We start from the raw sequence: 20,999 nt of genomic DNA, 5'->3' as shown, positions 1-20,999 counted from the left end.
GTACTGTGCCGAGGCCAGTCGCACCTTTGCGCTCACCCGAACGGGCGAGCGGACGGGTCAGGGAATCCGGTGGGAATCCGGAGCTGACGCGCAGCGGTGAGGGCGACGGGCGGAGCATCGGCCACTGGGCGGCGGAACCGGCCCGGGAAGGCGCTCCGTCCGGCTGACCCCGAGTCCGAAGACCTGCTGGCGGCCCCGGCGTCACGCCGTCGACCGGGGAGCACCGTACGACAGGCTCCGCGCATGAGCCGTGGACGCAGAGGACTGCCCCCGTGCCGCTCGCACCCCCCGCCCGTTCCGCCGCGCTGTTTCTCGCCGGCACCCTGACCCTGCTCCTGGCCGCGACGGGGTGCGGCGGCGGATCCGCCGGGAACCCGTCGGGGAAGGGCGAGGGCGCGGAGTCCGCGTCCGGCTTTCCCGTGACGCTCGACAACTGCGGTGAGCGCGTACGGATCGACCGCCCGCCGCGGCGGGCCGTCGCCCTCGACCAGGGAGCCGCCGAGATCATGCTCTCCCTCGGCCTGGCCGACCGGATGGTCGGCACCGGCACCTGGACGGACCCCGTCCTCAAGGGACTTGAGAAGCAGAACGCGAAGGTTCCGCGCCTCGCCGACCGCTACCCCTCCTTCGAGAAGGTGCTCGACACCGAACCCGACTTCGCCGCCGCCTCGTTCGGCTACACCCTCGGCAAGGGCGGTGTGGCGCCCCGCGAGCAGTTCGCGAAGCTCGGCGTCCCCACCTACCTCTCGCCGACCGACTGCGCCGACAAGGACAACAGCGGCGACGGCGACGGCGTCCGCACCCGGCCGCTCACGATGGAGACCGTCCACGGCGAGATCCGCGACCTGGCCCGGGTGTTCGGGGTGCCGGAGCGCGGCGAGAAGCTCGTCGCCGAGCTCAAGGGCCGGGTGGCGAGAGCCACTTCGAAGGGTGACTTCAAGGACGTCACCGTCCTCTACTGGTTCGCCAACGCCGAGTCCCCGTATATGGCGGGCTGTTGCGGCGCCCCCGGCGTCGTCACCCGCGCGCTCGGCGTGAAGAACGTCTTCGACGACACGCGCGAGGAGTGGCCCCAGATCAACTGGGAGACGGTCGCGGACCGCGACCCCGACGTGCTCGTGATCGGCGATCTGACCCGCCGTTCGCAGTCGGCCGAGAGCGCCGCGAAGAAGATCGCGTTCCTGGAGTCCGACCCGGTCACCAGGAACATGACGGCGGTGAGGAAGAAGCGGTACGTGCTCCTCAGCGGCCAGGCGATGAACCCCACGATCCGTACCGTCGAGGGCGTCGAGAAGGTGGCCGCCGCGCTCCGCTCGTACGGACTCGCCAAGTGACCCTCACCCGGCCGGCCAAGGCGCCGCGGGGCGCGCTCCCCAGCGGGCGCGCACTGCCCGGCGGCCCGGCGGCGCTGTGGGTCCTGGCCGGGGTTGCCGTCCTCTGCGCGTCGATCGCCGTGGCGATCACCATCGGTCCCGCGGACATCCGCGTCGGCGAGGTCCGGTCCGTCGTCACCGCCCACCTGACCGGGGGAGCATCGGAGCTGTCCCCGATCCGGGACGGCATCGTCTGGAACCTGCGCCTGCCCCGCACCCTCCTCGCGGCCGTGTGCGGCGCCGGACTCGCCGTCTGCGGAGCGGTGATGCAGTCCCTCCTGCGCAACCCGCTCGCCGATCCCTTCGTCCTCGGCGTCTCCTCCGGCGCCTCGACCGGCGCCGTCCTGGTCGTCGTCCTCGGCGTCGGCGGGGGAGTCCTCTCGATCACCGGCGGCGCGTTCCTCGGGGCGGTCTGCTCCTTCGCGCTCGTGCTGCTGCTCAGCCACACCCTCGGCGGTTCACCGGACCGCGTGGTCCTCGCCGGGGTCGCGGCGATGCAGCTGTTCTCCGCGCTCACCTCCTTCGTCGTCATGACGGCCGCCGACGCGGAGACCACCCGCGGCGTGCTGTTCTGGCTGCTCGGCTCGCTCGGCGGGGTCGGCTGGTCCGAGGTGCGGGTGTGCCTTGCGGTGCTCGCGGCGGCCCTGCTGATCTGCGGCGGGTACGCGCGAACGCTGGACGCCTTCGCCTTCGGCGAGGACGCCGCCGCGTCGCTCGGCGTCGCCGTCGGCCGGGCCCGGACGGTCCTGCTGTGCGTCACCGCCCTCCTGACGGCCGCTCTGGTCTCCGCGGCCGGCGCGATCGGCTTCGTCGGTCTCGTCCTGCCGCACTCGGCCCGCGCGCTGGTCGGCCCCGGGCACGCCCGGCTGCTGCCGGTCACGGCGCTCACGGGAGCGGTCTTCCTCGTCTGGGCGGACACCCTCGCCCGTACGGTCCTCGATCCCCAGGAGGTTCCGGTGGGTGTCGTGACCTCGCTGATCGGCGTACCGGCGTTCGTCCTCGTCCTCTACCGCACGAGGGGCACGCGATGACCACGGCCACCGACGCGGCCACCGAAGCGGGCGCCGGCGCGGGGCTCCGTGCCGACCGGGTCTCGCGCACCGTCGGCGGCAGCCCCGTCCTCGACGGCGTCAGCCTCGCCCCGCGCCCCGGCACGGTCACCGGCCTGCTCGGCCCCAACGGCTCGGGGAAGTCGACGCTCCTCCGCCTCCTCGCCGGCGTCCTCACCCCCGACAGCGGAGTCGTCACCCTCGACGGCGACCCCCTCGGCGCCCTCGGCCGCCGGACGGTCGCCCGGCGCCTCGCCGCGGTCGAGCAGCAGGCCGACACCCAGGTCGACCTGACCGTCCTCGACGTCGTCCGGCTGGGCCGCGTCCCGCACCGGCGGGCCTGGACCCCGGCGTCGGCGGCGGACGAGGCCGCCGTCCGCTCCGCCCTCGCCCGCACCGGCCTCGCCGACAAGGCGGGCCGCTCCTGGCGGACCCTCTCGGGCGGGGAGCGCCAACGCGTCCAGATCGCCCGCGCCCTCGCCCAGGAACCGCGCGAACTCCTGCTCGACGAGCCGACGAACCACCTCGACATCCAGCATCAGCTCGACCTCCTGACCCTGGTCGCGAGCCTCCGCCTCACCGCCGTCGTCGCCCTGCACGACCTGAACCTCGCGGCGACGTACTGCGACCGGCTCGTCGTCCTCGCCGAGGGCCGCGTGGTGGCCCGGGGCACCCCGGACGAGGTCCTGACGGAGGAGCTCATCGCCGAGGTGTACCGGGTACGCGCCACGGTGACCCGCCCGGCGCCCGGGGACCGCCCCCACATCCGCTTCCTGGGCACGCTCCCTGCTCCCGCCGAGGCGGGGCGCGAGGCCTGAGCGCTTCGCGGGTCTGCCTACGATGACCCCATGTCCGAGCGCGCAGATCCGGCAGACGCCGCAGGCCCCGACGGCCCCACGACGGAGCAGGCGGCGGGTGCCGGGGCGCCCGCCGGGACGCCCGCCGTCTCGCGTCCGCACGAGCGGACGCCGGGGGCGCGGGAACTCGCCGCGGCGGCCGAGGTGTTCGCGCTCCTCGCCGACCCCACCAGGCTCCACCTGCTGTGGCTGCTCACGCGCGGAGAGGCCGACGTCAGCGCCCTGACCGAGGCGTGCGGGGCCGCGCGCCCGGCGGTGAGCCAGCACCTGGCCAAACTGCGCCTCGGCGGACTGGTGCGGTCGCGCAAGGACGGGCGGCGGGTCGTGTACGCGATGCCGGACGGGCACCTGAAGCGGCTGGTCGTCGAGGCGATCAGCCGGGCCGACCACGTGGTGAGCGGCGAACCCTGGCACGATTGAGCCCGCGGCCTCGGTCTGACGTCGACACGTGCGCACGTATGCACATGTCGGCTACGGTGAAGACGTCCGCCGACCGCCCTGGCCGACCGGGGGCATCCCCATGCTGTCCGTGCTGCGCAACCGCACCTACCGGCGCCTGTTCACCGCCCAGGTCGTCGCCCTGGCCGGCACCGGCCTCGCGACCGTCGCGCTGAGCCTCCTCGCCTACGACCTCGCCGGCACGAACGCCTCCGCCGTCCTCGGCACCGCCCTCGCGATCAAGATGGCCGCGTACGTCGGCATGGGCCCGGTCGTCGGCGCCCTCGCCGACCGACTGCCCCGCCGCACCCTGCTCGTCGCCATGGACCTCGTACGGGCCGCGGTCGCCCTCTCCCTGCCCTTCGTCACCCAGATCTGGCAGATCTACGTCCTGATCCTCCTGCTCCAGACCGCCTCCGCCGCCTTCACGCCCACCTTCCAGGCGACGATTCCCGAGGTGCTGCCCGAGGAGCGGGACTACACGAAGGCGCTCTCCCTCTCCCGGCTCGCCTACGACCTGGAGAGCCTCCTCAGCCCTGCGCTCGCCGCCGCACTGCTCACCGTCGTCCCGTACGACCGGCTCTTCACCGGCACCGCCGCCGGCTTCCTCGCCTCGGGCCTCCTCGTCCGCGCGACCGCCCTGCCCGCGCCCGCACCCGCCGCACGCACGGGCGGCCTCCGCTCCAGAGCGGCCTTCGGTACGCGGCTCCTCCTCGGCACTCCCCGCCTCCGGGCCCTGCTCGCTCTCGACGTCGCCGTGGCGGCGGCGGGCGCGACGGTCCTCGTCAACACGGTGGTCCTGGTCCGCGACACCCTCGGCCGCACCCCCGGGGACGTCCCCCTCGCCCTCGGCGCGTACGGAGCGGGCTCCATGGCGACGGCGCTCCTGCTGCCTCGCGTACTGGACCGGCCGAGCCTCGCCGGCTCCGGACGCCGGCCGGGGGACCTCCGCGGCCCCGCCCGCGAGCGGGCGCTCATGCTGACCGCCGCCTTCGCCCTGGCCGGGGCCCTCGGGCTGCTCGCGCTCGGGCTGGCGCTCACGCCGGGAAGCTGGTCCTGGCCCGGGCTGCTCGCCCTCTGGCTGGTCCTCGGCGCGGCGACCTCGGCGATCCTGACCCCCGGCGGCAGGCTGCTGCGCCGCTCCGCACGCAGCGCCGACCTGCCCGCCGCCTTCGCCGCCCGCTTCTCCCTCTCGCACGCCTGCTGGCTGCTCACCTACCCCCTCGCCGGCTGGCTCGCCGCCCGCACCGGCCTCCCGGCCTCGGCGGCCGTCCTCACCGGCATCGCCCTGCTCGGCGCCCTGGCCGCCACGCGCCTGTGGCCCCGCACGGACCCGCCCGCACTGGAACACGCCCACCCCGAACTCCCCGCCGACCACCCTCACCTCGCGGAAACGGCCGACGGCCGCGGCGCCCGGCACGCGCACGACTTCCACATCGACGCACTCCACCACCGCTGGCCACGCGAGAAGGCCGCCCGCCCCTAGGGGGCCACGGCGAGCCGGTCCACCAGGAGCTCCGTCCTCTGTTCGGTGTACTCCGGGGGCAGCCGTCCCGCCTTGGTCAGGGTCGCGAGCCCGTGCAGGGCCGCCCAGAACGTCTCGGTGAAGAGGCCCGGGTGGACGCCGTCCCCGGCGACCTCGCCGAGGCTTTCCAGGAGGGCGGCGAAGGCGTCCTTCAGAGGTTCCGGGGTGTCCTCCCGGGCGAACGCCAGGCCGCCGTCGAGCTGGAACATGGCCTCGTAGACCGCCGGGTTGCGTGCGGCGAAGTCGAGGTAGGTGCGGGCGAGGGCGGCGACCCGGCCGCGTGGGCCCTCGGCGGCGGCGGTCGCGGCCCGCAGCGACGCGGCCATCTCGGCGGCGCCTTCGAGGGCGACGGCGCCGATGATCTCGCGCTTCCCCCGGAAGTGGCTGTAGAGGACGGGCTGGCTGTATTCGATGCGCTCGGCGAGCCGGCGGGTGGTGACCGCGTCCCAGCCCTGCTGCTCGGCGAGTTCGCGGGCCGTGGCGACGATGAGACGTTCGCGGTCCGCCCGTTCGCGTTCCTTGCGTTCCTGTACCGACATGATTCGATCCTAGCATCGCTAGACAATCGAGCGGCAGTAGTACTAGCGTTGCCTCATCACCTAGCGGCGCTAGATCCCAGGAGGGGTCATCATGCTCAACGCACTTCAGGTCTTCACCACCGTGGTCGTCGGCGTGATGGTGGGGGTGGAGTTCGCCGTAGCCTTCGTCATCAACCGGATCCTCGACGCCCTCCCCGAGGACAGCGGCCAGCTCGGCCGCGCCCACGGGGGCCGGATGCTCGGCGCCGTGATGCCGGTCTGGTACATCTCCTCGCTCGTCCTCGTCGCCGTCTGGGCCATCGCCGGCTGGAGCGATCAGGGTGCCGGTCTCGTCGTCACCGCCGGTGCCCTGCTGATCGTCAGCGTGCTCATGTCGGTCCTGCTGCTCGTCCCGATCAACAACCGCAGCAAGACCTGGACCCCCGAGGACCGGCCCGCCGACTGGAAGGAGCAGGGCGACCGCTGGGACCGCTACCACTACGTCCGCGTCGCCGTCATCATCGGCGCCTTCGCCCTGCTGGTCGCCGCCCTCGTCTGAGCCCGCGCCCGAGTCAACTTCCGAGAGTCCACTTCCGAGCCCGCGGGTGATCCCGCGGGCTCTGGCGTGTCGCGCCCTAGGGCGTGTTTCGAAAGTAGCGTCGTCTGCCGCAAGGCGGAGGGTCGCCCCGATACTGGATGTATCGGGGTGATCCCGACAACGCGGCGAGCGTGCGTGCCAGGCGTCGCCAGGCAGGCGGGACTTTCGAAACACGCCCTAGTCGGGCAGGCGCATCGCCAGGCCGTCCAGGACGACGTCCAGGCCGTAGGTGAACTTCGCGTCGCGGATGGCGACGGGGTCGAGGACCGCGTGGACGGCGGCGTCGGCGTACGCATCGGTGAGGTGGTCGTGGCCGGCCGCGGCCTGCTGGGCGGCGGGCATCAGGCTCGCGATGAAGTCGGCCTCGGTCTCGCCGGAGCGGGCGACCGTGGTGAGCCAGGCGGCCTCCGTCGTGCTCATCCCGATGGCGTACGACAGGAGGGTGTCGATCGCCCTGCTCGGCTCCGGGAAGCCGGCCGCCGTGAACAGCGCGGCGAGCCGCTCCGAGTACGCCATCAGGTTCGGGCCCAGGTAGGCGAGCCCCGCCTGGCCGAGGACGGCCGAGAGCCAGGGGTGACGCAGGGCGGTCGCGCGGAAGGACTCCGCGGCCTCGGTCGCGGCGGCGCGCCAGCCGGCTCCGCCGCGGGCGGCCTCGGCCGGTGGGACGGTGATCTCGGCGGCGACCTCGTCCACGGCGAGCTCCATGAGCTCGTCCTTGGTCGCGACGTGACGGTAGAGCGAGGTGGCGCCGGCGTTGAGGCGGGCGCCGAGCTTGCGCATGCTGAGCGCCTCGATGCCGTCGGCGTCGAGCATGACGATCGCCTCACGGACGATCGCGGTCCGGCTGAGCGCGGGCTGATCGGGTGCGGACTGCTGTCGCGCCCACACGGACGGGACGGGGTTCGCCTTGGCTGCCATGAGCCCTCCTTCACTGCGTACGGCGTTCGCATCCAGCGTACAGGTGTCGGGGGTTGCGAACGCCGTACGCAGCTGCGTACAGTGTTCGCATCGCAAGGAACGCAGGAACGACAGACGAAAGTCGAGGGGGAAGTCCCATGGAAAGCCGCAACCCACGCCGCTGGTGGATCCTGGTCGTGCTGTGCCTCAGCACCCTGGTCCTGGTGGTCGACAGCATGGCGCTGACCGTCGCGGTTCCCTCGATGACCGAGGACATCGGCGCGAGCGCCCAGGACATCCAGTGGATCCTGGACTCCTACATCCTGGTCTTCGCGGGACTCCTCCTCACCTCGGGAAGCCTCGGTGACCGCTTCGGCCGGCGGAAGATCATGATCATCGGCCTGCTGCTCTTCGGCGCGGCGTCACTGGCCGCGACGGTCTGCACCAGCCCCGGCGAGGTCATCGCCGCGCGGATCACGATGGGTGTCGGCGGCGCGCTGATCATGCCCTCGACGCTCTCCATCCTCATCACCGTCTTCGACGAGGACGAGCGGCCCAAGGCGATGGCGGCCTGGGGTTCGGTGTCGATGCTCGGCCTGGTCGGCAGCCCCGTCCTCGGCGGCTTCCTGATCGACCACTACTCCTGGCAGTCGATCTTCTTCATCAACGTCCCGGTCGTCGTCCTCGCCGTCCTCGCCGCCCTCACCCTCATGCCGGAGTCGAAGGGCCCCTGGCAGAAGCCCGACCCGCTCGGCGCGATCCTCTCCGTCGTCGGCATGACCGCGCTCATCTGGTGGATCATCGAGATCCCGCAGCACGGCGCCTTCGAGGGCCGCGGGCTCATCACCCTGGCGGTCGCGGTCGTCTCCCTCGCCGGCTTCGTGATCTGGGAGAACGTCACCCCCGAGCCGATGGTGCCGCTGGTCCTCTTCAAGCACCGCAACTTCAGCGGCGGTTCGCTCTCGCTGACCCTCGTGCAGATCGGCAACGGCGGCCTGCTCCTCGTCCTCACCCAGTACCTGCAGTTCGTCCTCGGCTACTCGCCGGTCAAGGCGGGCCTCGCCTTCGTCCCGCTCGCCGTCGCCGCCCTCCTCGGCAACGGCGCCGGCGCCGGACTCGCCGCCAAGGTCGGCAACCGCGTCCTGATCCTCGTGGGCATGCTCGTCATGGCGGGCTCCTTCGCCCTGCTCACCACGGTCGACGCCCACTCCGGCTTCACCGTCCCGGCCATCGCCCTGGGCCTCCTCGGCCTCGGCGCCGGCCTCGCGATGCCGGCCGCCGTCGGCGCCCTGATGAGCACCATCCCCGCGGAGAAGGCGGGCGTCGGCTCCGCCCTGAACGACACCATCCAGCAGGCCGGCACCGCGCTCGGCATCGCCATCCTCGGCTCGCTCCTCACCAGCACCTACTCCGCCGAGATGCCGGCCGACGCCCCCGAGCAGGCCAAGCAGTCGATCGGCGGGGCGCTGGCCGTCGCCAAGGGCGACCCCGCGATGATCGAGTCGGCCCGTGAGGCCTTCACCACCTCGATGTCCACCACCTTCACGATCAGCGCGATCGGCGTCCTCGCCGCGGCCGTCCTCGCCACCCTGGTCATGCGGGACGGCAAGAAGACCCCCGCCGAGGCGAACGAGGCCGAGACGGACGAGGCCGAGACGGAGAAGCCCGAGCTCGTCGCCTGACCCTCCGACGGTGACAGGAGCCGGTGCCCCCGAGGGGCGCCGGCTCCTGCCGTACGAGCTCCCGCATGCGAAAAGCTTCCGCGAACACCCGCGTCCAGCCGCCCCGGCCTGGCACGCTTTCGTCCGTGACCTATGTCGTAACCGTGGAAATACGCATTCCGGAGGGCGCTCCGGAGCTGGACGGGCTCCACCGCGTGGGAGCCTCCGCCCTGCTGGAGCAGGGCTTCGCGTCGGTGGCCGGTATCGAAGGCGCCGACGGCATGGAGATGGACCTGTTCGACGTCGCCGTGGCCGTCCATCCGGGCGGGGCGATCCTGAAGGTGATGGTCGCGGCGCCCTCGCTGGAGTTCGCGGAGGAAGCGGTCGGCTCCGTGAGCGAGGAGGTCCTGGAGCGTTCGGAGCTGCTCGCCGAGTGGACGGTCGAGAGCAGCGAGGTGCAGCTGCACACCGACGCGGCGCGCGAGAGCCTCGAAGCGGCCGACGGGCCCGGCGCCCCGCCCAGCGACCCGCAGGCGCGCAGAGCCCACCACACGGCGAAGCCCGACACCGCCGACGAGCCGGACGGGGAGGCACAGGACCACGAAGCCGCGTTCCGCGTGCTCGCGACCCGGCTGCGCTCCTTCACCCCGGCCGTCTTCGGCGTCGCCGAAGAGACGTCGGCCCCTCCGGAGGGGGAGTCGGCCGAAGCGGGCGGCGGGAGCCCCGGCATCACTCCCGAGAGCGCCGAACTCGCCGCCGGTTCCCTGGTGTACGGCGCCGAGGTCCTCATCGACGAGCTGTACGACGACGTGCAGGCCCTCGCCGAGGAGGACACCACCGTCGCCGAGTGCCAGGGCCACCTGTGGCACCTCGACCAACTGCCCTCGCGTCACGCGGCGCAGTACAACGAGCTCTTCGCGCGCCGCTTCCTGGTGACGGCGATCGCCCTCACCACCCGGTTCACCGACGGCAGCTTCCGGCGGCTCGGCTGTCTCGCCGAGGAGCTCGTCCTGAAGCTCCTCATCGAGCAGGCCCACGTCACCCTCGACCTGCACGGACTCCTGGACGACGAGGTCGCGGCCGCCCTCGGGCGCTTCGCCGGCGAGGTCTACGAGGACATGGACTTCGCGTGGCTCCAGGACGACGGGGGCGAGGGTGCCGGCGGCGAGGGCGTGGCGACGCTCGGCTTCGGCACCTGGTTCACGCCCTTCGACGACGCGCGGTACGTCCACCCGTACGCCCTCGACGAGGTGCCGGAGACCGGCGTCCCTGACACGGCGGAGAACTGAGCCGGTTTCGGGCCGGGCGGGCCCGGCCGGGCACAATGCGCTCATGGTGCAGTCCTTCCTACCCGTACTCGAACGCATCGGCGAGGAGATCGAGGGCCTCGCCGGCCGGGGCCGCCCGGCCGACTACATCCCGGCCCTCGCCGCCGTCGACCCGAACCGCTTCGGGATGGCCGTGGCGGAGCTCGACGGCACGGTGTACGGGGTGGGGGAGTGGCAGCAGCCCTTCTCCACCCAGTCCGTCACCAAGGTCTTCACGCTCGCCCTCGACCTCGCCCGGGAAGGCGACAGCCTCTGGGAGCACGTCGGCCGCGAACCCTCCGGCAACCCCTTCAACTCGCTCGTCCAGCTGGAGTACGAGCACGGCATCCCCCGCAATCCGTTCATCAACGCCGGCGCCCTCGTCGTCACCGACCGCCTGCACCGCATGACCGGAGACGCCTCCGGCAGCCTCCTCGAATTCCTGCGCGCGGAGTCCGCCAACCCGGACCTCGACTTCAATCGGGACGTCGTCGCGTCCGAGACCGCCCACGGCGACCGCAACGCCGCCCTCGCCCACTTCATGGCCTCCTACGGCAACATCACCACCCCCGTGCCGACCCTCCTCCGCGAGTACTTCCGGCAGTGCTCGATCGAGGCCTCCTGCGCCGACCTCGCCGTCGCCACCGGCTTCCTCGCCCGGCACGGCATCCGCTCCGACGGCTCCCGGCTGCTCCCCCGCAGCCAGGCCAAGCAGGTCAACGCCGTGATGATGACCTGCGGCACCTACGACGCGGCGGGCGACTTCGCCTACCGGGTCGGTCTCCCCGGCAAGAGCGGCGTGGGCGGCGCGATCATCGCCGTCGTCCCGGGCCGCTGCACCCTCTGCGTCTGGAGCCCGGGCCTCGACGCCCGCGGCAACTCGGTCGCCGGCGTCGCCGCCCTGGACCGCTTCACCACCATCACGGGCCTCTCCGTCTTCTGACCTGCGGCGTCACGGCCGTACGATGGACCGCCGTCCCGGCCTCCCGGCCTCGGGGACGAGCGGCGAGCGACACTGGATACGGCACCGACGGGAGGGCGGCGGCGATGACGGACCGCAGGGAGAACGAGGCGGAGTCCTCGCCGCGCAGGCGCGGCCAGGGAAAGCTGGAGGCGCACGTCCTCTCCGTCCTGAAGGGTGCCGTCGAACCGGTGCCCGTGGCGTGGGTGCAGGAGCGCCTCGGCGGCGACCTCGCGTACACGACCGTGATCACGATCCTGACCCGGCTGCACGGCAAGGGCGCGGTCGAGCGCGAGCGGGCGGGGCGCTCCTTCGTCTGGACGGCCGTCGCCGACGAGGCGGGGCTCGCCGCGCTGCGGATGCGCAAGGTGCTGGACGCCGAGACGGACCGGCAGGCGGTCCTCGCCAGCTTCGTCACCGCGCTCTCTCCGCACGACGAGCTGCTCCTGCGCGAACTCCTCGCCGGGGAGCCCGGGGAGCCCGGGGAGCCCGGGGAGCCCGGGGAGTCCCGGGAGGGAGATCGGTAGCGCCATGGGGGTCTTCGTCTTCCTTCCGCTCGTCCTTCCGCTCACCGCCTGGCCCATCGCCCGGCTCGCCGAGAGCCGGCTCCATCCCCGCACCGCGACGCGCCTGCTCTCCGCCGTCGCCGGTGTCCTCGCCGTGTGCAGCACCCTCTGTCTCGGCCTGCTCATGATCGTCGGCACGGCCCAACTGCCCGGCAACCCGCTGCCCGACGCCTGGTCGGACCCCGAGGTGCGGGCGGCCCTGCCGTACGACGAGGTGGCCGGCCGGGCGGCGATACCGGCGCTGCTCGCCGTCCTCGTCTCGTGCGGTGCGGCGGCCCGGCGCCACGTGCGGGTACGCCGACGGGCCGAGGGCGCGCTCGTGGGGCTGCCCGAGACGTCGGTGGCCGTGCTGCCGGACGGCGCCCCGTACGCGTACGCCCTGCCCGGCCGTCGCCGCGGCCGTCGGCCCGGTCACCGGCGCGGCCGGGTCGTCGTCAGCACCGGCATGCTCGCCGCGCTGACCTCCCGCGAACGCAGGGCCCTCTTCGCCCACGAGCGGGCCCACCTGGCGGGCCGTCACCACCGGCACCTCCTGGCGGTCCATCTCGCGGCCCGCGCCAACCCGTTCCTGCGGCCGCTCCGTACCGCCGTCGCGTACACCGCCGAACGCTGGGCCGACGAGGATGCCGCGGCAGCGGTCGGCAGCCGCCGCAGCGTGGCCCGCGCGATCGGCACGGCCGCCCTGCTGGCCCCGCCCGCGACCACCGCGGCGCTCCCCGCCGTCACCGGCGCGGGCCCGGTGCCCCGCCGGGTCGCGGCCCTGCTGCGACCGGCCCCGACGGGCCGCACCTGGCCGTCGCTCTTCACCACCGTCGGGTTCGCGGCCTGGGGCGCGGCCGTCGGCGCGACCGTGTCGGCGCTGTCCTCGGCGAACTCGGCCGTCACCCTCTTCCTCGTCCTGCGGGCGGCCACCCCGATGTAACGACCGGCGCCGGACCGGTCCTAGAGGTCGAACTCGTGCGGCGGCAGCCCGAGGGTGAAGCACGCCTCGCGGACGACGGCCTGCTCGGTCTTGTCGAAGTCGCCGTCGGCGCCGCCGATGACGATGCCTATCTGGACGACGGCGCGGGCTTCGGCGGGCTTCTTCTTCGCCTTGGCGATCTCCTGGAGGACGCTGACCCTGCCGAAGTCGAAGTCGGCCGTCAGCTTGTTCAGGTTCTCGTCGAAGCGGCGCTGGAGGTCGGTCGCGTCGAAGTTCTGCAGCACCTCGTTGGTCGAGATGAGCTGCGCGACCCGGCGGCGCTCGGCCGGATCGATCGTCCCGTCGGCGGCGGCCACGAGCGCGCACATCGCCATGCTGGCGTCCCGGAAGGCGCCGCTCTTCAGGTCGTTCTTCCTCGCCACCAGCTGGGTCTGCATCGTCGATGCGGATTCCTTGATGCGGTCCCACAGGGCCATGTTCCGTCACTCCAGACGTCGTCGATTGTTTCTACGCTTCTGTAGAACGTGGCGGTGTGGGGGAAGGTTCCCGGGCGGTGCGCCCGATGTGACGGGTGGTCGGTTGAGGGCCGGATCAGGGTCGGCGCACCGACGGCGTCCGCGCGGTCGTATGGCGGCGTATGGGGGGCGTATGCGTCCCGCCCCGATCCGTCAGGGCCGCGTCAGGGGGGATTCGGGGGCGCCCGGGACCGGTGATCGACGGGCATAGCGTCGAAGAGCACCCCGGTGCGACCGCGCCGGGACCGCGATTCGTTCCTCGGGAGGAACCGATGGTGGCAGACGCTCTCTTCGGAGACGACGCCGAACCCGTCAAACAGTCCCCGGCCGCCGGACGCCTCTGCGTGCCGGTCCGGCCGAGCGCCGGCGGATGGGCGACCCGGCTCTTCCGTACGCCGGCCGGCGGCGGCAGGACCGCCGTCGCGTTCACCGATCCCGCACGGCTGAGGGCGGTCCTCGGGGCCGCCCAGCCGTGGATTCCCCTCGCGGAACCGGCGCTGCGCGCGCTCGTGGAGCCACTGGGCGTCCACGAGTTGAGGATCGACCCCGCCTTCGCGGCGGAGGGGCACGGACACGCCCCGGCTCCGGTCCTGCTCCCGGCCCCGGTCGCCACGCCGACTCCGATGCCGACGGCGCGCCTCACCGCCGTGACCGAGCCGCGGCCGCTCACCGCGCTCGCGAGCTGAAGGGATCCGCAGAGATGACCACCCTGCCCCTGCCCTTGCCCGCCCCCTCCACGGCCCCGCCCACGACCCCCTCCACGACCCCGTCCACCACCCCGCCCGCGACCCCGTCGCCCGCCCCTTCCGCGGCCCCGCCCGGCGCCCCCGACCGCCCGGCCCCCGCCGACGCGCTCTCCGTCTGGCCCGCCACCACCACCGAGCGGCCCCACGGACAGCTCCTCGTCGGAGGCGTACCGCTCACCGAGATCGCCGAGGGGCACGGCACTCCCGTCTACGTCCTCGACGAGGCGGAGGTTCGCGAGCGCTGCCGCACCTACCGCACGGCCTTCCCCGACGCCGAGATCCACTACGCGGCCAAGGCCTTCCTCTGCCGCGCCCTCGCCCACTGGGTCGAGGAGGAGGGACTCGGCCTCGACGTGTGCTCCGCCGGGGAGCTGGAGCTCGCCGTCACCACCGGCTTCCCGCCCGAGCGGATCCTGCTCCACGGCAACGTCAAGTCGCCGCACGACCTGGAGACCGCGCTCCGCCTCGGCGTGGGCCGGATCGTCATCGACACCCCCGCCGAGATCGCCCGCATCGCCGCCGCGGTCGGCGCCGAGGGCCGGCAGAAGGTCATGGTCCGGGTGACGCCGGGCATCAGCGCGGGCGGCCACCGGAAGATCCGTACGGGTTCGGAGGACCAGAAGTTCGGCCTTTCCATCCGGGACGGCCACGCCCAGCACGCCATCGCCCGCATCCTCGACCAGTCGCATCTCGAACTCAGCGGTCTCCATTGCCACTTGGGATCGCAGATAGCGGACGTCAAGCCGTACCTGGTGGCCGTCCGGCGGCTCGTCGGCCTCATGGCCAGGGTCCGCGACGCCCACGGGGTGACGCTGCCCGAGCTCGACCTCGGCGGCGGCCACGGCATCGCCTACCGCCCCGGCGAACCCGCCCTCGACCTCACCACCCTCGCCCGCAAGGTGCGCGCCGAACTCGCCGAGAGCTGCGCGGCGGCCGGGCTCCCCGTCCCGCGCCTGATCATCGAACCGGGGCGGGCCGTCGTCGGCCCCGCGGGAGTCGCGGTCTACCGGGTCCTCGGGGTGAAGCGCACCCCCGCCCGGACCTTCGTGGCCGTGGACGGCGGGATGAGCGACAACCCGCGCCCGGCCCTGTACGGCGTGCGGTACGCGCCCCGTCTCGTCGGCCGCCAATCGGCGGCCGGGCCCGAGCGCGTGACGGTCGTCGGCCGCCACTGCGAGGCCGGCGACGTCCTGGCCGAGGACGTCCCGCTGCCCGCCGACACCCGCCCCGGGGACCTCCTGGCGCTGCCGGTGGCGGGCGCGTACCACCTGTCGATGGCGTCCTCGTACAACCTCGTGGGCCGCCCGCCGGTGGTCGCCGTCCGCGACGGCCGCGCCCGGCTCCTCGTCCGCCGCGAGACCCTGGCCGACCTCCGGGCCCGCGACGTCGGCCTCTGAGGGGCGTCGGCTCCCCGCCCGGATCCGCAGGTCAGGGCCGGGAGCCGACGGAGCTCGCCGGTCTGCGTGCCCCGTATCGGCGGGTCGCGTAGAGGACGCGTCAAGAGGACGCCGCGGGACGTATGGGGCGCGTTAACGAGAGCGGCGTCCTGGCCGAAAGGCGCTTTGCTCAGTTCGTCCGAGAATCCGTTCTTCACTCAGGAGCTCACGATGGCCGACGTGGCCTTCGTCGTCACCACGATCGCGGTCTTCGCGCTGGTGGCCTTCATCGCCAAGGGGGTGGCCAAGCTGTGAGTGCCGAAAACATCATCGGTCTGCTGGTGGCCGCCGGCCTCCTCGGCTATCTCGTCCTCGCCCTCGTCAAGCCGGAGAGGTTCTGAGTACGGATATGAGTCCCGTTCTTGCTGGGGTTCTCCAGCTCCTCGCCCTGATCGCCGCGCTGGCCCTGTCGTACCGCCCGCTGGGCGACTACATGGCCCGCGTCTACTCCTCGGACAAGCACCTGCGGGTCGAGAAGTGGATCTACAAGGGCATCGGCGCCAACCCGGGCGTCGAGATGCGCTGGCCCGCCTACCTGCGCGGTGTCCTCGCCTTCTCCGCCGCGAGCGTGCTCTTCCTCTACCTGCTCCAGCGGCTTCAGGGTTCGCTGCCGGGCTCGCTGGGCTTCGTGTCGATCGACCCGGACCAGGCGTTCAACACGGCCGCCTCGTTCGTGGCGAACACCAACTGGCAGTCGTACTACGGCGAGCAGGCCATGGGCCACGTCGTGCAGACTGGCGGCCTCGCCGTGCAGAACTTCGTCTCGGCGGCGGTGGGGATCGCCGTGGCGGTCGCCCTCGTACGGGGCTTCGCCCGCTCGCGCACCGGTGAACTGGGCAACTTCTGGGCCGACTTGGTGCGTGGCACGGTCCGGATCCTGCTGCCGATCGCCGTGATCGGTGCGCTGGTTCTGGTGGCCTGTGGCGCGATCCAGAACTTCGCGGGCATCCACGAGGTCGGTCAGTTCATGGGCGGCTCGCAGCAGTGGAACGGCGGGGCGGTGGCCTCGCAGGAGGTCATCAAGGAGCTGGGCACGAACGGCGGCGGTTACTTCAACGCCAACTCGGCCCATCCCTTCGAGAACCCCAACCCCCTCTCGAACCTCTTCGAGGTCTACCTGATCCTCGTGATCCCCTTCGCACTGACGCGGACGTTCGGCCGCATGGTCGGCTCGCTCAAGCAGGGGTACGCGATCCTCGGCACGATGGCCACCATCTGGGTCGTCTTCACCGGCCTGATGATGTGGACCGAATTCGCGCACAACGGCCCGGCGTTCGACCTGGCCGGCGGGGCGATGGAGGGCAAGGAGACCCGGTTCGGGATCGGCGGCTCGTCGATCTTCGCGGTCGCCACCACGCTCACCTCCACCGGCGCGGTGAACTCCTTCCACTCCTCGTACACGGGCTTCGGCGGCGGCATCACGATGCTGGGCATGCAGCTGGGCGAGATCGCGCCCGGCGGTGTCGGCTCCGGCCTCTACGGCATGCTGATCATGGCGATCATCGCGGTGTTCATCGCCGGCCTGATGGTCGGCCGCACCCCTGAGTACCTGGGCAAGAAGATCGGGACGCGCGAGATCAAGTTCGCGGCCTGCTACATCCTGATCACCCCGGCCCTGGTGCTCTGCTTCACCGCCGTCGCGATGGCCCTGGACACCCCGTCGAACTCGATGACGAACTCCGGCGCGCACGGCTTCTCCGAGATCCTCTACGCCTACACCTCGGGCGCGAACAACAACGGCTCCGCCTTCGCGGGTCTCAACGCCGATACGCAGTGGTTCAACTCGACGATCGGCATCGCGATGCTGCTCGGTCGGTTTCTGCCGATGGTGTTCGTCCTCGCGCTGGCCGGCTCGCTCGCAGAGCAGAAGCCCGTTCCCGAGACAGCGGGCACCCTGCGGACGGAGAAGCCGCTGTTCACGGGCCTGCTGGTCGGCACGATCATGATCATCACCGGTCTCACCTACTTCCCGGCGCTCGCGCTGGGACCGCTCGCCGAAGGGCTCGCAGCATGAGCACCATCACTCCCACCCGGCCCCCGCAGTCCGGGGCGCCCAGCGCCCGGCCGGCCGAGGCGGCCGGTCGCGTCGGCGGGGGACTGTTCGACCCGAAGCAGCTGGTCAAGTCCTTCCCCGACGCGATGAAGAAGCTCGACCCGCGTGTGATGGTCAAGTCGCCTGTCATGTTCGTGGTGTTGATCGGCTCGCTCGTGACCACGGTGCTCGCGGTCAAGAACCCGGGGGACTGGTTCGGCTGGGCGATCACCGTCTGGCTGTGGCTGACCACGATCTTCGCCAATCTGGCGGAGGCGGTCGCGGAGGGCCGGGGCAAGGCCCAGGCCGACACCCTGCGCAAGGCCAAGACGGACACCGTCGCCCGTCGCCTCATCGGCAAGAACGAGGAGCGGGTCCCGGGCACCGAGCTGCGGATCGGCGACCTGGTCGTGTGCGAGGCCGGTGACATCATCCCCGGCGACGGTGACGTCGTGGAGGGTGTGGCGTCCGTCGACGAGTCCGCGATCACCGGTGAGTCGGCCCCGGTCATCCGTGAGTCCGGCGGTGACCGCTGCGCGGTGACGGGCGGCACGAAGGTCCTGTCCGACCGCATCGTCGTCAAGATCACGACGAAGCCGGGCGAGACGTTCATCGACCGGATGATCAACCTGGTCGAGGGCGCGGCCCGGCAGAAGACCCCGAACGAGATCGCCCTCAACATCCTGTTGGCGTCCCTCACGATCGTCTTCCTGCTCGCCGTCGTCACGCTGAAGCCGTTCGCGATCTACGCGGGCGCCGACAAGCAGACCTCGATGATCGTCCTGACGGCCCTGCTCGTCTGCCTGATCCCGACGACGATCGGCGCGCTGCTCTCCGCGATCGGCATCGCGGGCATGGACCGGCTCGTGCAGCGCAACGTCCTGGCCATGTCCGGCCGTGCGGTCGAGGCCGCCGGTGACGTGTCGACGCTGCTCCTCGACAAGACCGGCACGATCACGCTCGGCAACCGCCAGGCCTCCGAGTTCGCTCCGGTGGCCGGGACGACGGAGGCCGAACTGGCCGACGCCGCCCAGCTCTCCTCCCTCGCGGACGAGACGCCCGAGGGCCGCTCCATCGTGGTCCTCGCCAAGGAGAAGTACGGCCTGCGCGAGCGCCACCAGGGCGAACTGGCCCACGCGGAGTGGGTCGAGTTCACGGCCCAGACCCGTATGTCGGGCGTCGACCTCGTCGAGGACGGGGTCGAGCGCAAGGTACGCAAGGGTGCGACCGGTTCGGTCGTGGCATGGGTGAAGGAGCGGGGCGGCAGTGTCTCCGAGGACGCGCAGGCGCTCACGGACCGGATTTCCCAGGCTGGTGGTACGCCGCTGCTCGTGGCTCTGGAGGACGACAAGGGCGCGCGGGTCCTGGGCGTCATCCACCTGAAGGACGTCGTCAAGGAGGGCATGCGGGAGCGGTTCGACGAGCTGCGCCGCATGGGCATCAAGACGGTCATGATCACGGGTGACAACCCGCTGACCGCGAAGGCCATCGCCGAGGAGGCGGGTGTCGACGACTTCCTCGCCGAGGCCACTCCCGAGGACAAGATGGCCCTCATCAAGCGCGAGCAGGCCGGCGGCAAGCTCGTCGCGATGACCGGCGACGGCACGAACGACGCGCCCGCGCTGGCCCAGGCGGACGTCGGCGTCGCGATGAACACGGGCACGTCGGCCGCGAAGGAGGCCGGCAACATGGTCGACCTCGACTCCAACCCGACCAAGCTCATCGAGATCGTCGAGATCGGCAAGCAACTCCTCATCACCCGAGGCGCGTTGACGACGTTCTCCATCGCCAACGACGTCGCGAAGTACTTCGCGATCATCCCCGCGATGTTCGCCGTCGCCTACCCGTCCCTGGACAAGCTCAACATCATGGGCCTGGCCTCGCCCGAGTCCGCGATCCTCTCGGCGGTCATCTTCAACGCCCTGATCATCATCGCCCTCGTGCCGCTCGCCCTGAAGGGCGTCCGCTACCGGCCCTCCAGCGCCGACTCGATGCTCCGGCGCAACCTCGGGATCTACGGACTCGGCGGCCTGGTCGCCCCGTTCATCGGCATCAAGATCATCGACCTGCTCCTCTCCCTCATCCCCGGAATCGGCTGACCCACGATGAACAACTCAGCAGCGAACACCGGCCGGGTGCTCTGGGCGGGCCTGCGCGCCCTGCTCGTCCTGACCGTCGTGTGCGGCGTCCTCTACCCGCTCGCCGTCACCGGCATCGCCCAACTGGCCTTCCCCGGCAACGCGAACGGCTCCGAGGTGAAGGCGGACGGCAAGGTCGTCGGCTCCGAACTCATCGGCCAGACCTACAACCTGCCCCTCAAGGACGGCGAGGAGACCGCCGCCCCGGACCTGCGCTGGTTCCAGCCCCGCCCGTCGAACGGCCTGGGCGCCAACAGCGTCAACACCCAGTACTCGATCATCCTCTCCGGCGCCACCAACCGCTCCGGTGACAACGAGGACCTGATCCAGTGGGTCAAGGACGCCAAGGCGGCCGTGATCAAGGACAACTCGACGGCCGACTACAAGGTGAAGCCGTCGGACGTGCCCGCCGACGCCGTCACCTCCTCCGGCTCCGGCCTGGACCCGCACATCTCCCCGCAGTACGCGAAGCTCCAGGTCCACCGCATCGCCGAGCAGAACAACCTCACCGTCCCGCAGGTCGACAAGCTCGTCGCCGACCACACCGACGACCGCATCCTCGGCTTCATCGGCGAACCCCGAGTCAACGTCCTCCAACTCAACATCGCGCTCAAGGAACTGACCAAGGGCTGACGGCCTCGACGTCTCCGCGCTCGACGTCTCCCGGCGGTCGGGCGATCGCACTGTGCCCCGCCCTCGGCCCGCACCTCTCCCAGCCGGAGCTTCCGGCGGAGAGAGGCGCGGGCCGAGGGCGAGGCTGCGCCGTGCGGGCACGGGGGCTCAGACGCCTCGGCGGTACCGGGCGGCGACCGAGGCGATCCACACCATCGCCGTGATCACCCCGATGGCGAGGGTGAGCGTGCCGGCCGTACCGCCGCTCATCGCCCACCCGTTGCCGAGCAGCAGCGCCGTACCCGCGACCCGGGAGCCGACGGCGTGCTTCCGCATCCCGGCGCGGCCGAAGTGGCGGCCCAGGACGTAGCAGGCGGCGATCAGCGCGGTGAAGGTGACCGAACCGGCGGCGAAGTGCGCGTAGCTCTGCCAGGACATGGCGGCGGGCATCCCGTCCGGCGTACCGACCGGGAATCCGTCGGCCGGGTCCATCACGAAGACGCCCGCCGCGATCATCCCGACGCCGCTGATCCGTACGAGCCGCGGCGCCCACGTGCCGCCGGGGGTGCCCCGCAGGGCCCGGCGCAGACCGCCCGCCCCGATGATCGTCAGGACACCGGCGAGGACGAAGTTCGCGATCTGGATCCAGCCGAGGGAGCCGTTGCTGAGGGCGCTCAGCGGGTGGCGGGTGATGTCGTAGCCGTCGCGGGTGGCGGCCTGGGTCAGGGCCACGACCGCCCACAGGGGCTGCGCCACGACCGCGACGGCGAGGAGGGAGCGGGTGGTGTTCGTGGCGGGGGCGGCGCTGGGGGCGGCGGTCTGCACGGTGGCCATGGCGGGGACTCTCT

Annotated in this window: 22 protein-coding genes and 1 riboswitch; of the genes, 18 read left to right on the top strand and 4 right to left on the bottom strand. The window is 72.1% G+C overall.

The genetic code is table 11. The features are described from left to right. Window positions 1-59: 59 nt before the first annotated feature. A riboswitch (cobalamin riboswitch) is annotated at window positions 60-185 on the top strand. 87 nt (window positions 186-272) lie between these two features. From ASC82_RS15800 to ASC82_RS15780, 5 genes are all read left to right on the top strand, one after another. Continuing rightward, window positions 273-1,334, top strand: coding sequence for an ABC transporter substrate-binding protein (locus tag ASC82_RS15800; RefSeq protein ID WP_056647701.1), 1,062 nt, complete (start codon window positions 273-275; stop codon window positions 1,332-1,334). Between the two features lie 53 nt (window positions 1,335-1,387). Further along, window positions 1,388-2,404: an iron chelate uptake ABC transporter family permease subunit gene (locus ASC82_RS15795; RefSeq protein ID WP_242427691.1), complete on the top strand. Its 1,017-nt coding sequence runs from the start codon at window positions 1,388-1,390 to the stop codon at window positions 2,402-2,404. Next, window positions 2,401-3,240: an ABC transporter ATP-binding protein gene (locus ASC82_RS15790; RefSeq protein ID WP_056647695.1), complete on the top strand. Its 840-nt coding sequence runs from the start codon at window positions 2,401-2,403 to the stop codon at window positions 3,238-3,240. Before ASC82_RS15795 ends, ASC82_RS15790 begins: the two co-directional genes overlap by 4 nt. A 30-nt stretch (window positions 3,241-3,270) precedes the next feature. Then, the gene (locus ASC82_RS15785; protein ID WP_242427665.1) at window positions 3,271-3,699 is read left to right on the top strand and encodes a metalloregulator ArsR/SmtB family transcription factor; all 429 of its coding nucleotides are present in this window, start codon (window positions 3,271-3,273) and stop codon (window positions 3,697-3,699) included. Between the two features lie 100 nt (window positions 3,700-3,799). Then, entirely contained in the window at window positions 3,800-5,203 is a 1,404-nt protein-coding gene (locus tag ASC82_RS15780) for an MFS transporter (protein WP_056647692.1), read from the top strand. On the opposite strand, the gene ASC82_RS15775 is transcribed toward ASC82_RS15780, so the two are convergent. Next, a complete protein-coding gene (locus ASC82_RS15775) occupies window positions 5,200-5,781 on the bottom strand; it encodes a TetR/AcrR family transcriptional regulator (RefSeq protein WP_056647687.1) in 582 nt (193 codons plus the stop codon). The two genes, ASC82_RS15780 and ASC82_RS15775, sit on opposite strands and share 4 nt — an antisense overlap. A 91-nt stretch (window positions 5,782-5,872) precedes the next feature. Here ASC82_RS15775 and ASC82_RS15770 point away from each other — a divergent pair, with 91 nt between their 5' ends. After that, window positions 5,873-6,319, top strand: a complete 447-nt coding sequence (locus ASC82_RS15770) for a DUF1772 domain-containing protein (RefSeq protein WP_056647684.1) — start codon at window positions 5,873-5,875, stop codon at window positions 6,317-6,319. A gap of 216 nt (window positions 6,320-6,535) precedes the next feature. On the opposite strand, the gene ASC82_RS15765 is transcribed toward ASC82_RS15770, so the two are convergent. Further along, complete coding sequence (locus ASC82_RS15765) at window positions 6,536-7,276, bottom strand: TetR/AcrR family transcriptional regulator C-terminal domain-containing protein (protein WP_056647681.1); 741 nt, start codon at window positions 7,274-7,276, stop codon at window positions 6,536-6,538. Between the two features lie 137 nt (window positions 7,277-7,413). Here ASC82_RS15765 and ASC82_RS15760 point away from each other — a divergent pair, with 137 nt between their 5' ends. The 5 genes from ASC82_RS15760 to ASC82_RS15740 all read left to right on the top strand — a co-directional run bounded on the left by ASC82_RS15760 (window position 7,414) and on the right by ASC82_RS15740 (window position 12,672). Next, entirely contained in the window at window positions 7,414-8,937 is a 1,524-nt protein-coding gene (locus tag ASC82_RS15760) for an MFS transporter (protein WP_056647678.1), read from the top strand. 125 nt (window positions 8,938-9,062) lie between these two features. After that, a complete protein-coding gene (locus ASC82_RS30390; RefSeq protein WP_056647676.1) occupies window positions 9,063-10,205 on the top strand; it encodes a hypothetical protein in 1,143 nt (380 codons plus the stop codon). A gap of 43 nt (window positions 10,206-10,248) precedes the next feature. Beyond that, the gene (locus ASC82_RS15750) at window positions 10,249-11,166 is read left to right on the top strand and encodes a glutaminase (protein ID WP_056647673.1); all 918 of its coding nucleotides are present in this window, start codon (window positions 10,249-10,251) and stop codon (window positions 11,164-11,166) included. 104 nt (window positions 11,167-11,270) lie between these two features. Then, complete coding sequence (locus tag ASC82_RS15745) at window positions 11,271-11,711, top strand: BlaI/MecI/CopY family transcriptional regulator (protein WP_056647670.1); 441 nt, start codon at window positions 11,271-11,273, stop codon at window positions 11,709-11,711. A 4-nt stretch (window positions 11,712-11,715) separates the two neighbouring features. Continuing rightward, complete coding sequence (locus ASC82_RS15740) at window positions 11,716-12,672, top strand: M56 family metallopeptidase (RefSeq protein ID WP_056647668.1); 957 nt, start codon at window positions 11,716-11,718, stop codon at window positions 12,670-12,672. Between the two features lie 20 nt (window positions 12,673-12,692). Here the strand turns inward: ASC82_RS15740 and ASC82_RS15735 are convergent, their stop codons facing one another. Next, a complete protein-coding gene (locus tag ASC82_RS15735; protein WP_056647666.1) occupies window positions 12,693-13,148 on the bottom strand; it encodes a TerB family tellurite resistance protein in 456 nt (151 codons plus the stop codon). Window positions 13,149-13,459: 311 nt separating this feature from the next. Here ASC82_RS15735 and ASC82_RS15730 point away from each other — a divergent pair, with 311 nt between their 5' ends. The 7 genes from ASC82_RS15730 to ASC82_RS15705 all read left to right on the top strand — a co-directional run bounded on the left by ASC82_RS15730 (window position 13,460) and on the right by ASC82_RS15705 (window position 20,172). Next, complete coding sequence (locus ASC82_RS15730; RefSeq protein ID WP_242427664.1) at window positions 13,460-13,873, top strand: SAV_915 family protein; 414 nt, start codon at window positions 13,460-13,462, stop codon at window positions 13,871-13,873. 14 nt (window positions 13,874-13,887) lie between these two features. Beyond that, on the top strand, window positions 13,888-15,330 hold the full coding sequence (gene lysA / locus ASC82_RS15725; RefSeq protein WP_056647664.1) for a diaminopimelate decarboxylase: 1,443 nt from the start codon (window positions 13,888-13,890) through the stop codon (window positions 15,328-15,330). 165 nt (window positions 15,331-15,495) lie between these two features. Next, window positions 15,496-15,624, top strand: a complete 129-nt coding sequence (locus ASC82_RS31390; RefSeq protein ID WP_260605295.1) for a hypothetical protein — start codon at window positions 15,496-15,498, stop codon at window positions 15,622-15,624. After that, entirely contained in the window at window positions 15,621-15,710 is a 90-nt protein-coding gene (gene kdpF / locus ASC82_RS15720; RefSeq protein ID WP_056647661.1) for a K(+)-transporting ATPase subunit F, read from the top strand. Before ASC82_RS31390 ends, kdpF begins: the two co-directional genes overlap by 4 nt. Before the next feature lie 8 nt (window positions 15,711-15,718). Then, window positions 15,719-17,383, top strand: coding sequence for a potassium-transporting ATPase subunit KdpA (kdpA, locus tag ASC82_RS15715; protein ID WP_056647657.1), 1,665 nt, complete (start codon window positions 15,719-15,721; stop codon window positions 17,381-17,383). Next, a complete protein-coding gene (gene kdpB / locus ASC82_RS15710) occupies window positions 17,380-19,500 on the top strand; it encodes a potassium-transporting ATPase subunit KdpB (protein WP_056647654.1) in 2,121 nt (706 codons plus the stop codon). Before kdpA ends, kdpB begins: the two co-directional genes overlap by 4 nt. Before the next feature lie 6 nt (window positions 19,501-19,506). Continuing rightward, window positions 19,507-20,172: a potassium-transporting ATPase subunit C gene (locus ASC82_RS15705; RefSeq protein WP_056647651.1), complete on the top strand. Its 666-nt coding sequence runs from the start codon at window positions 19,507-19,509 to the stop codon at window positions 20,170-20,172. Window positions 20,173-20,319: 147 nt separating this feature from the next. On the opposite strand, the gene ASC82_RS15700 is transcribed toward ASC82_RS15705, so the two are convergent. Next, complete coding sequence (locus ASC82_RS15700) at window positions 20,320-20,985, bottom strand: DUF998 domain-containing protein (protein WP_056647648.1); 666 nt, start codon at window positions 20,983-20,985, stop codon at window positions 20,320-20,322. Between the last annotated feature and the right edge of the window lie 14 nt (window positions 20,986-20,999).

This window comes from Streptomyces sp. Root431, from assembly GCF_001426585.1.
In the GTDB taxonomy this organism is placed as follows: domain Bacteria; phylum Actinomycetota; class Actinomycetes; order Streptomycetales; family Streptomycetaceae; genus Streptomyces; species Streptomyces stackebrandtii.
This window is presented reverse-complemented; position numbering and strand designations above follow the sequence as displayed.

Coding starts and splice junctions, on each gene's coding strand:
- ASC82_RS15790 (WP_056647695.1), top strand. CDS start 2,401: ATGACCACGGCCACCGACGCGGCCACCGAAGCGGGCGCCGGCGCGGGG.
- ASC82_RS15785 (WP_242427665.1), top strand. CDS start 3,271: ATGTCCGAGCGCGCAGATCCGGCAGACGCCGCAGGCCCCGACGGCCCC.
- ASC82_RS15780 (WP_056647692.1), top strand. CDS start 3,800: ATGCTGTCCGTGCTGCGCAACCGCACCTACCGGCGCCTGTTCACCGCC.
- ASC82_RS15775 (WP_056647687.1), bottom strand. CDS start 5,781: ATGTCGGTACAGGAACGCAAGGAACGCGAACGGGCGGACCGCGAACGT.
- ASC82_RS15770 (WP_056647684.1), top strand. CDS start 5,873: ATGCTCAACGCACTTCAGGTCTTCACCACCGTGGTCGTCGGCGTGATG.
- ASC82_RS15765 (WP_056647681.1), bottom strand. CDS start 7,276: ATGGCAGCCAAGGCGAACCCCGTCCCGTCCGTGTGGGCGCGACAGCAG.
- ASC82_RS15760 (WP_056647678.1), top strand. CDS start 7,414: ATGGAAAGCCGCAACCCACGCCGCTGGTGGATCCTGGTCGTGCTGTGC.
- ASC82_RS15750 (WP_056647673.1), top strand. CDS start 10,249: ATGGTGCAGTCCTTCCTACCCGTACTCGAACGCATCGGCGAGGAGATC.
- ASC82_RS15745 (WP_056647670.1), top strand. CDS start 11,271: ATGACGGACCGCAGGGAGAACGAGGCGGAGTCCTCGCCGCGCAGGCGC.
- ASC82_RS15740 (WP_056647668.1), top strand. CDS start 11,716: ATGGGGGTCTTCGTCTTCCTTCCGCTCGTCCTTCCGCTCACCGCCTGG.
- ASC82_RS15735 (WP_056647666.1), bottom strand. CDS start 13,148: ATGGCCCTGTGGGACCGCATCAAGGAATCCGCATCGACGATGCAGACC.
- ASC82_RS15730 (WP_242427664.1), top strand. CDS start 13,460: ATGGTGGCAGACGCTCTCTTCGGAGACGACGCCGAACCCGTCAAACAG.
- lysA (WP_056647664.1), top strand. CDS start 13,888: ATGACCACCCTGCCCCTGCCCTTGCCCGCCCCCTCCACGGCCCCGCCC.
- kdpA (WP_056647657.1), top strand. CDS start 15,719: ATGAGTCCCGTTCTTGCTGGGGTTCTCCAGCTCCTCGCCCTGATCGCC.
- kdpB (WP_056647654.1), top strand. CDS start 17,380: ATGAGCACCATCACTCCCACCCGGCCCCCGCAGTCCGGGGCGCCCAGC.
- ASC82_RS15705 (WP_056647651.1), top strand. CDS start 19,507: ATGAACAACTCAGCAGCGAACACCGGCCGGGTGCTCTGGGCGGGCCTG.
- ASC82_RS15700 (WP_056647648.1), bottom strand. CDS start 20,985: ATGGCCACCGTGCAGACCGCCGCCCCCAGCGCCGCCCCCGCCACGAAC.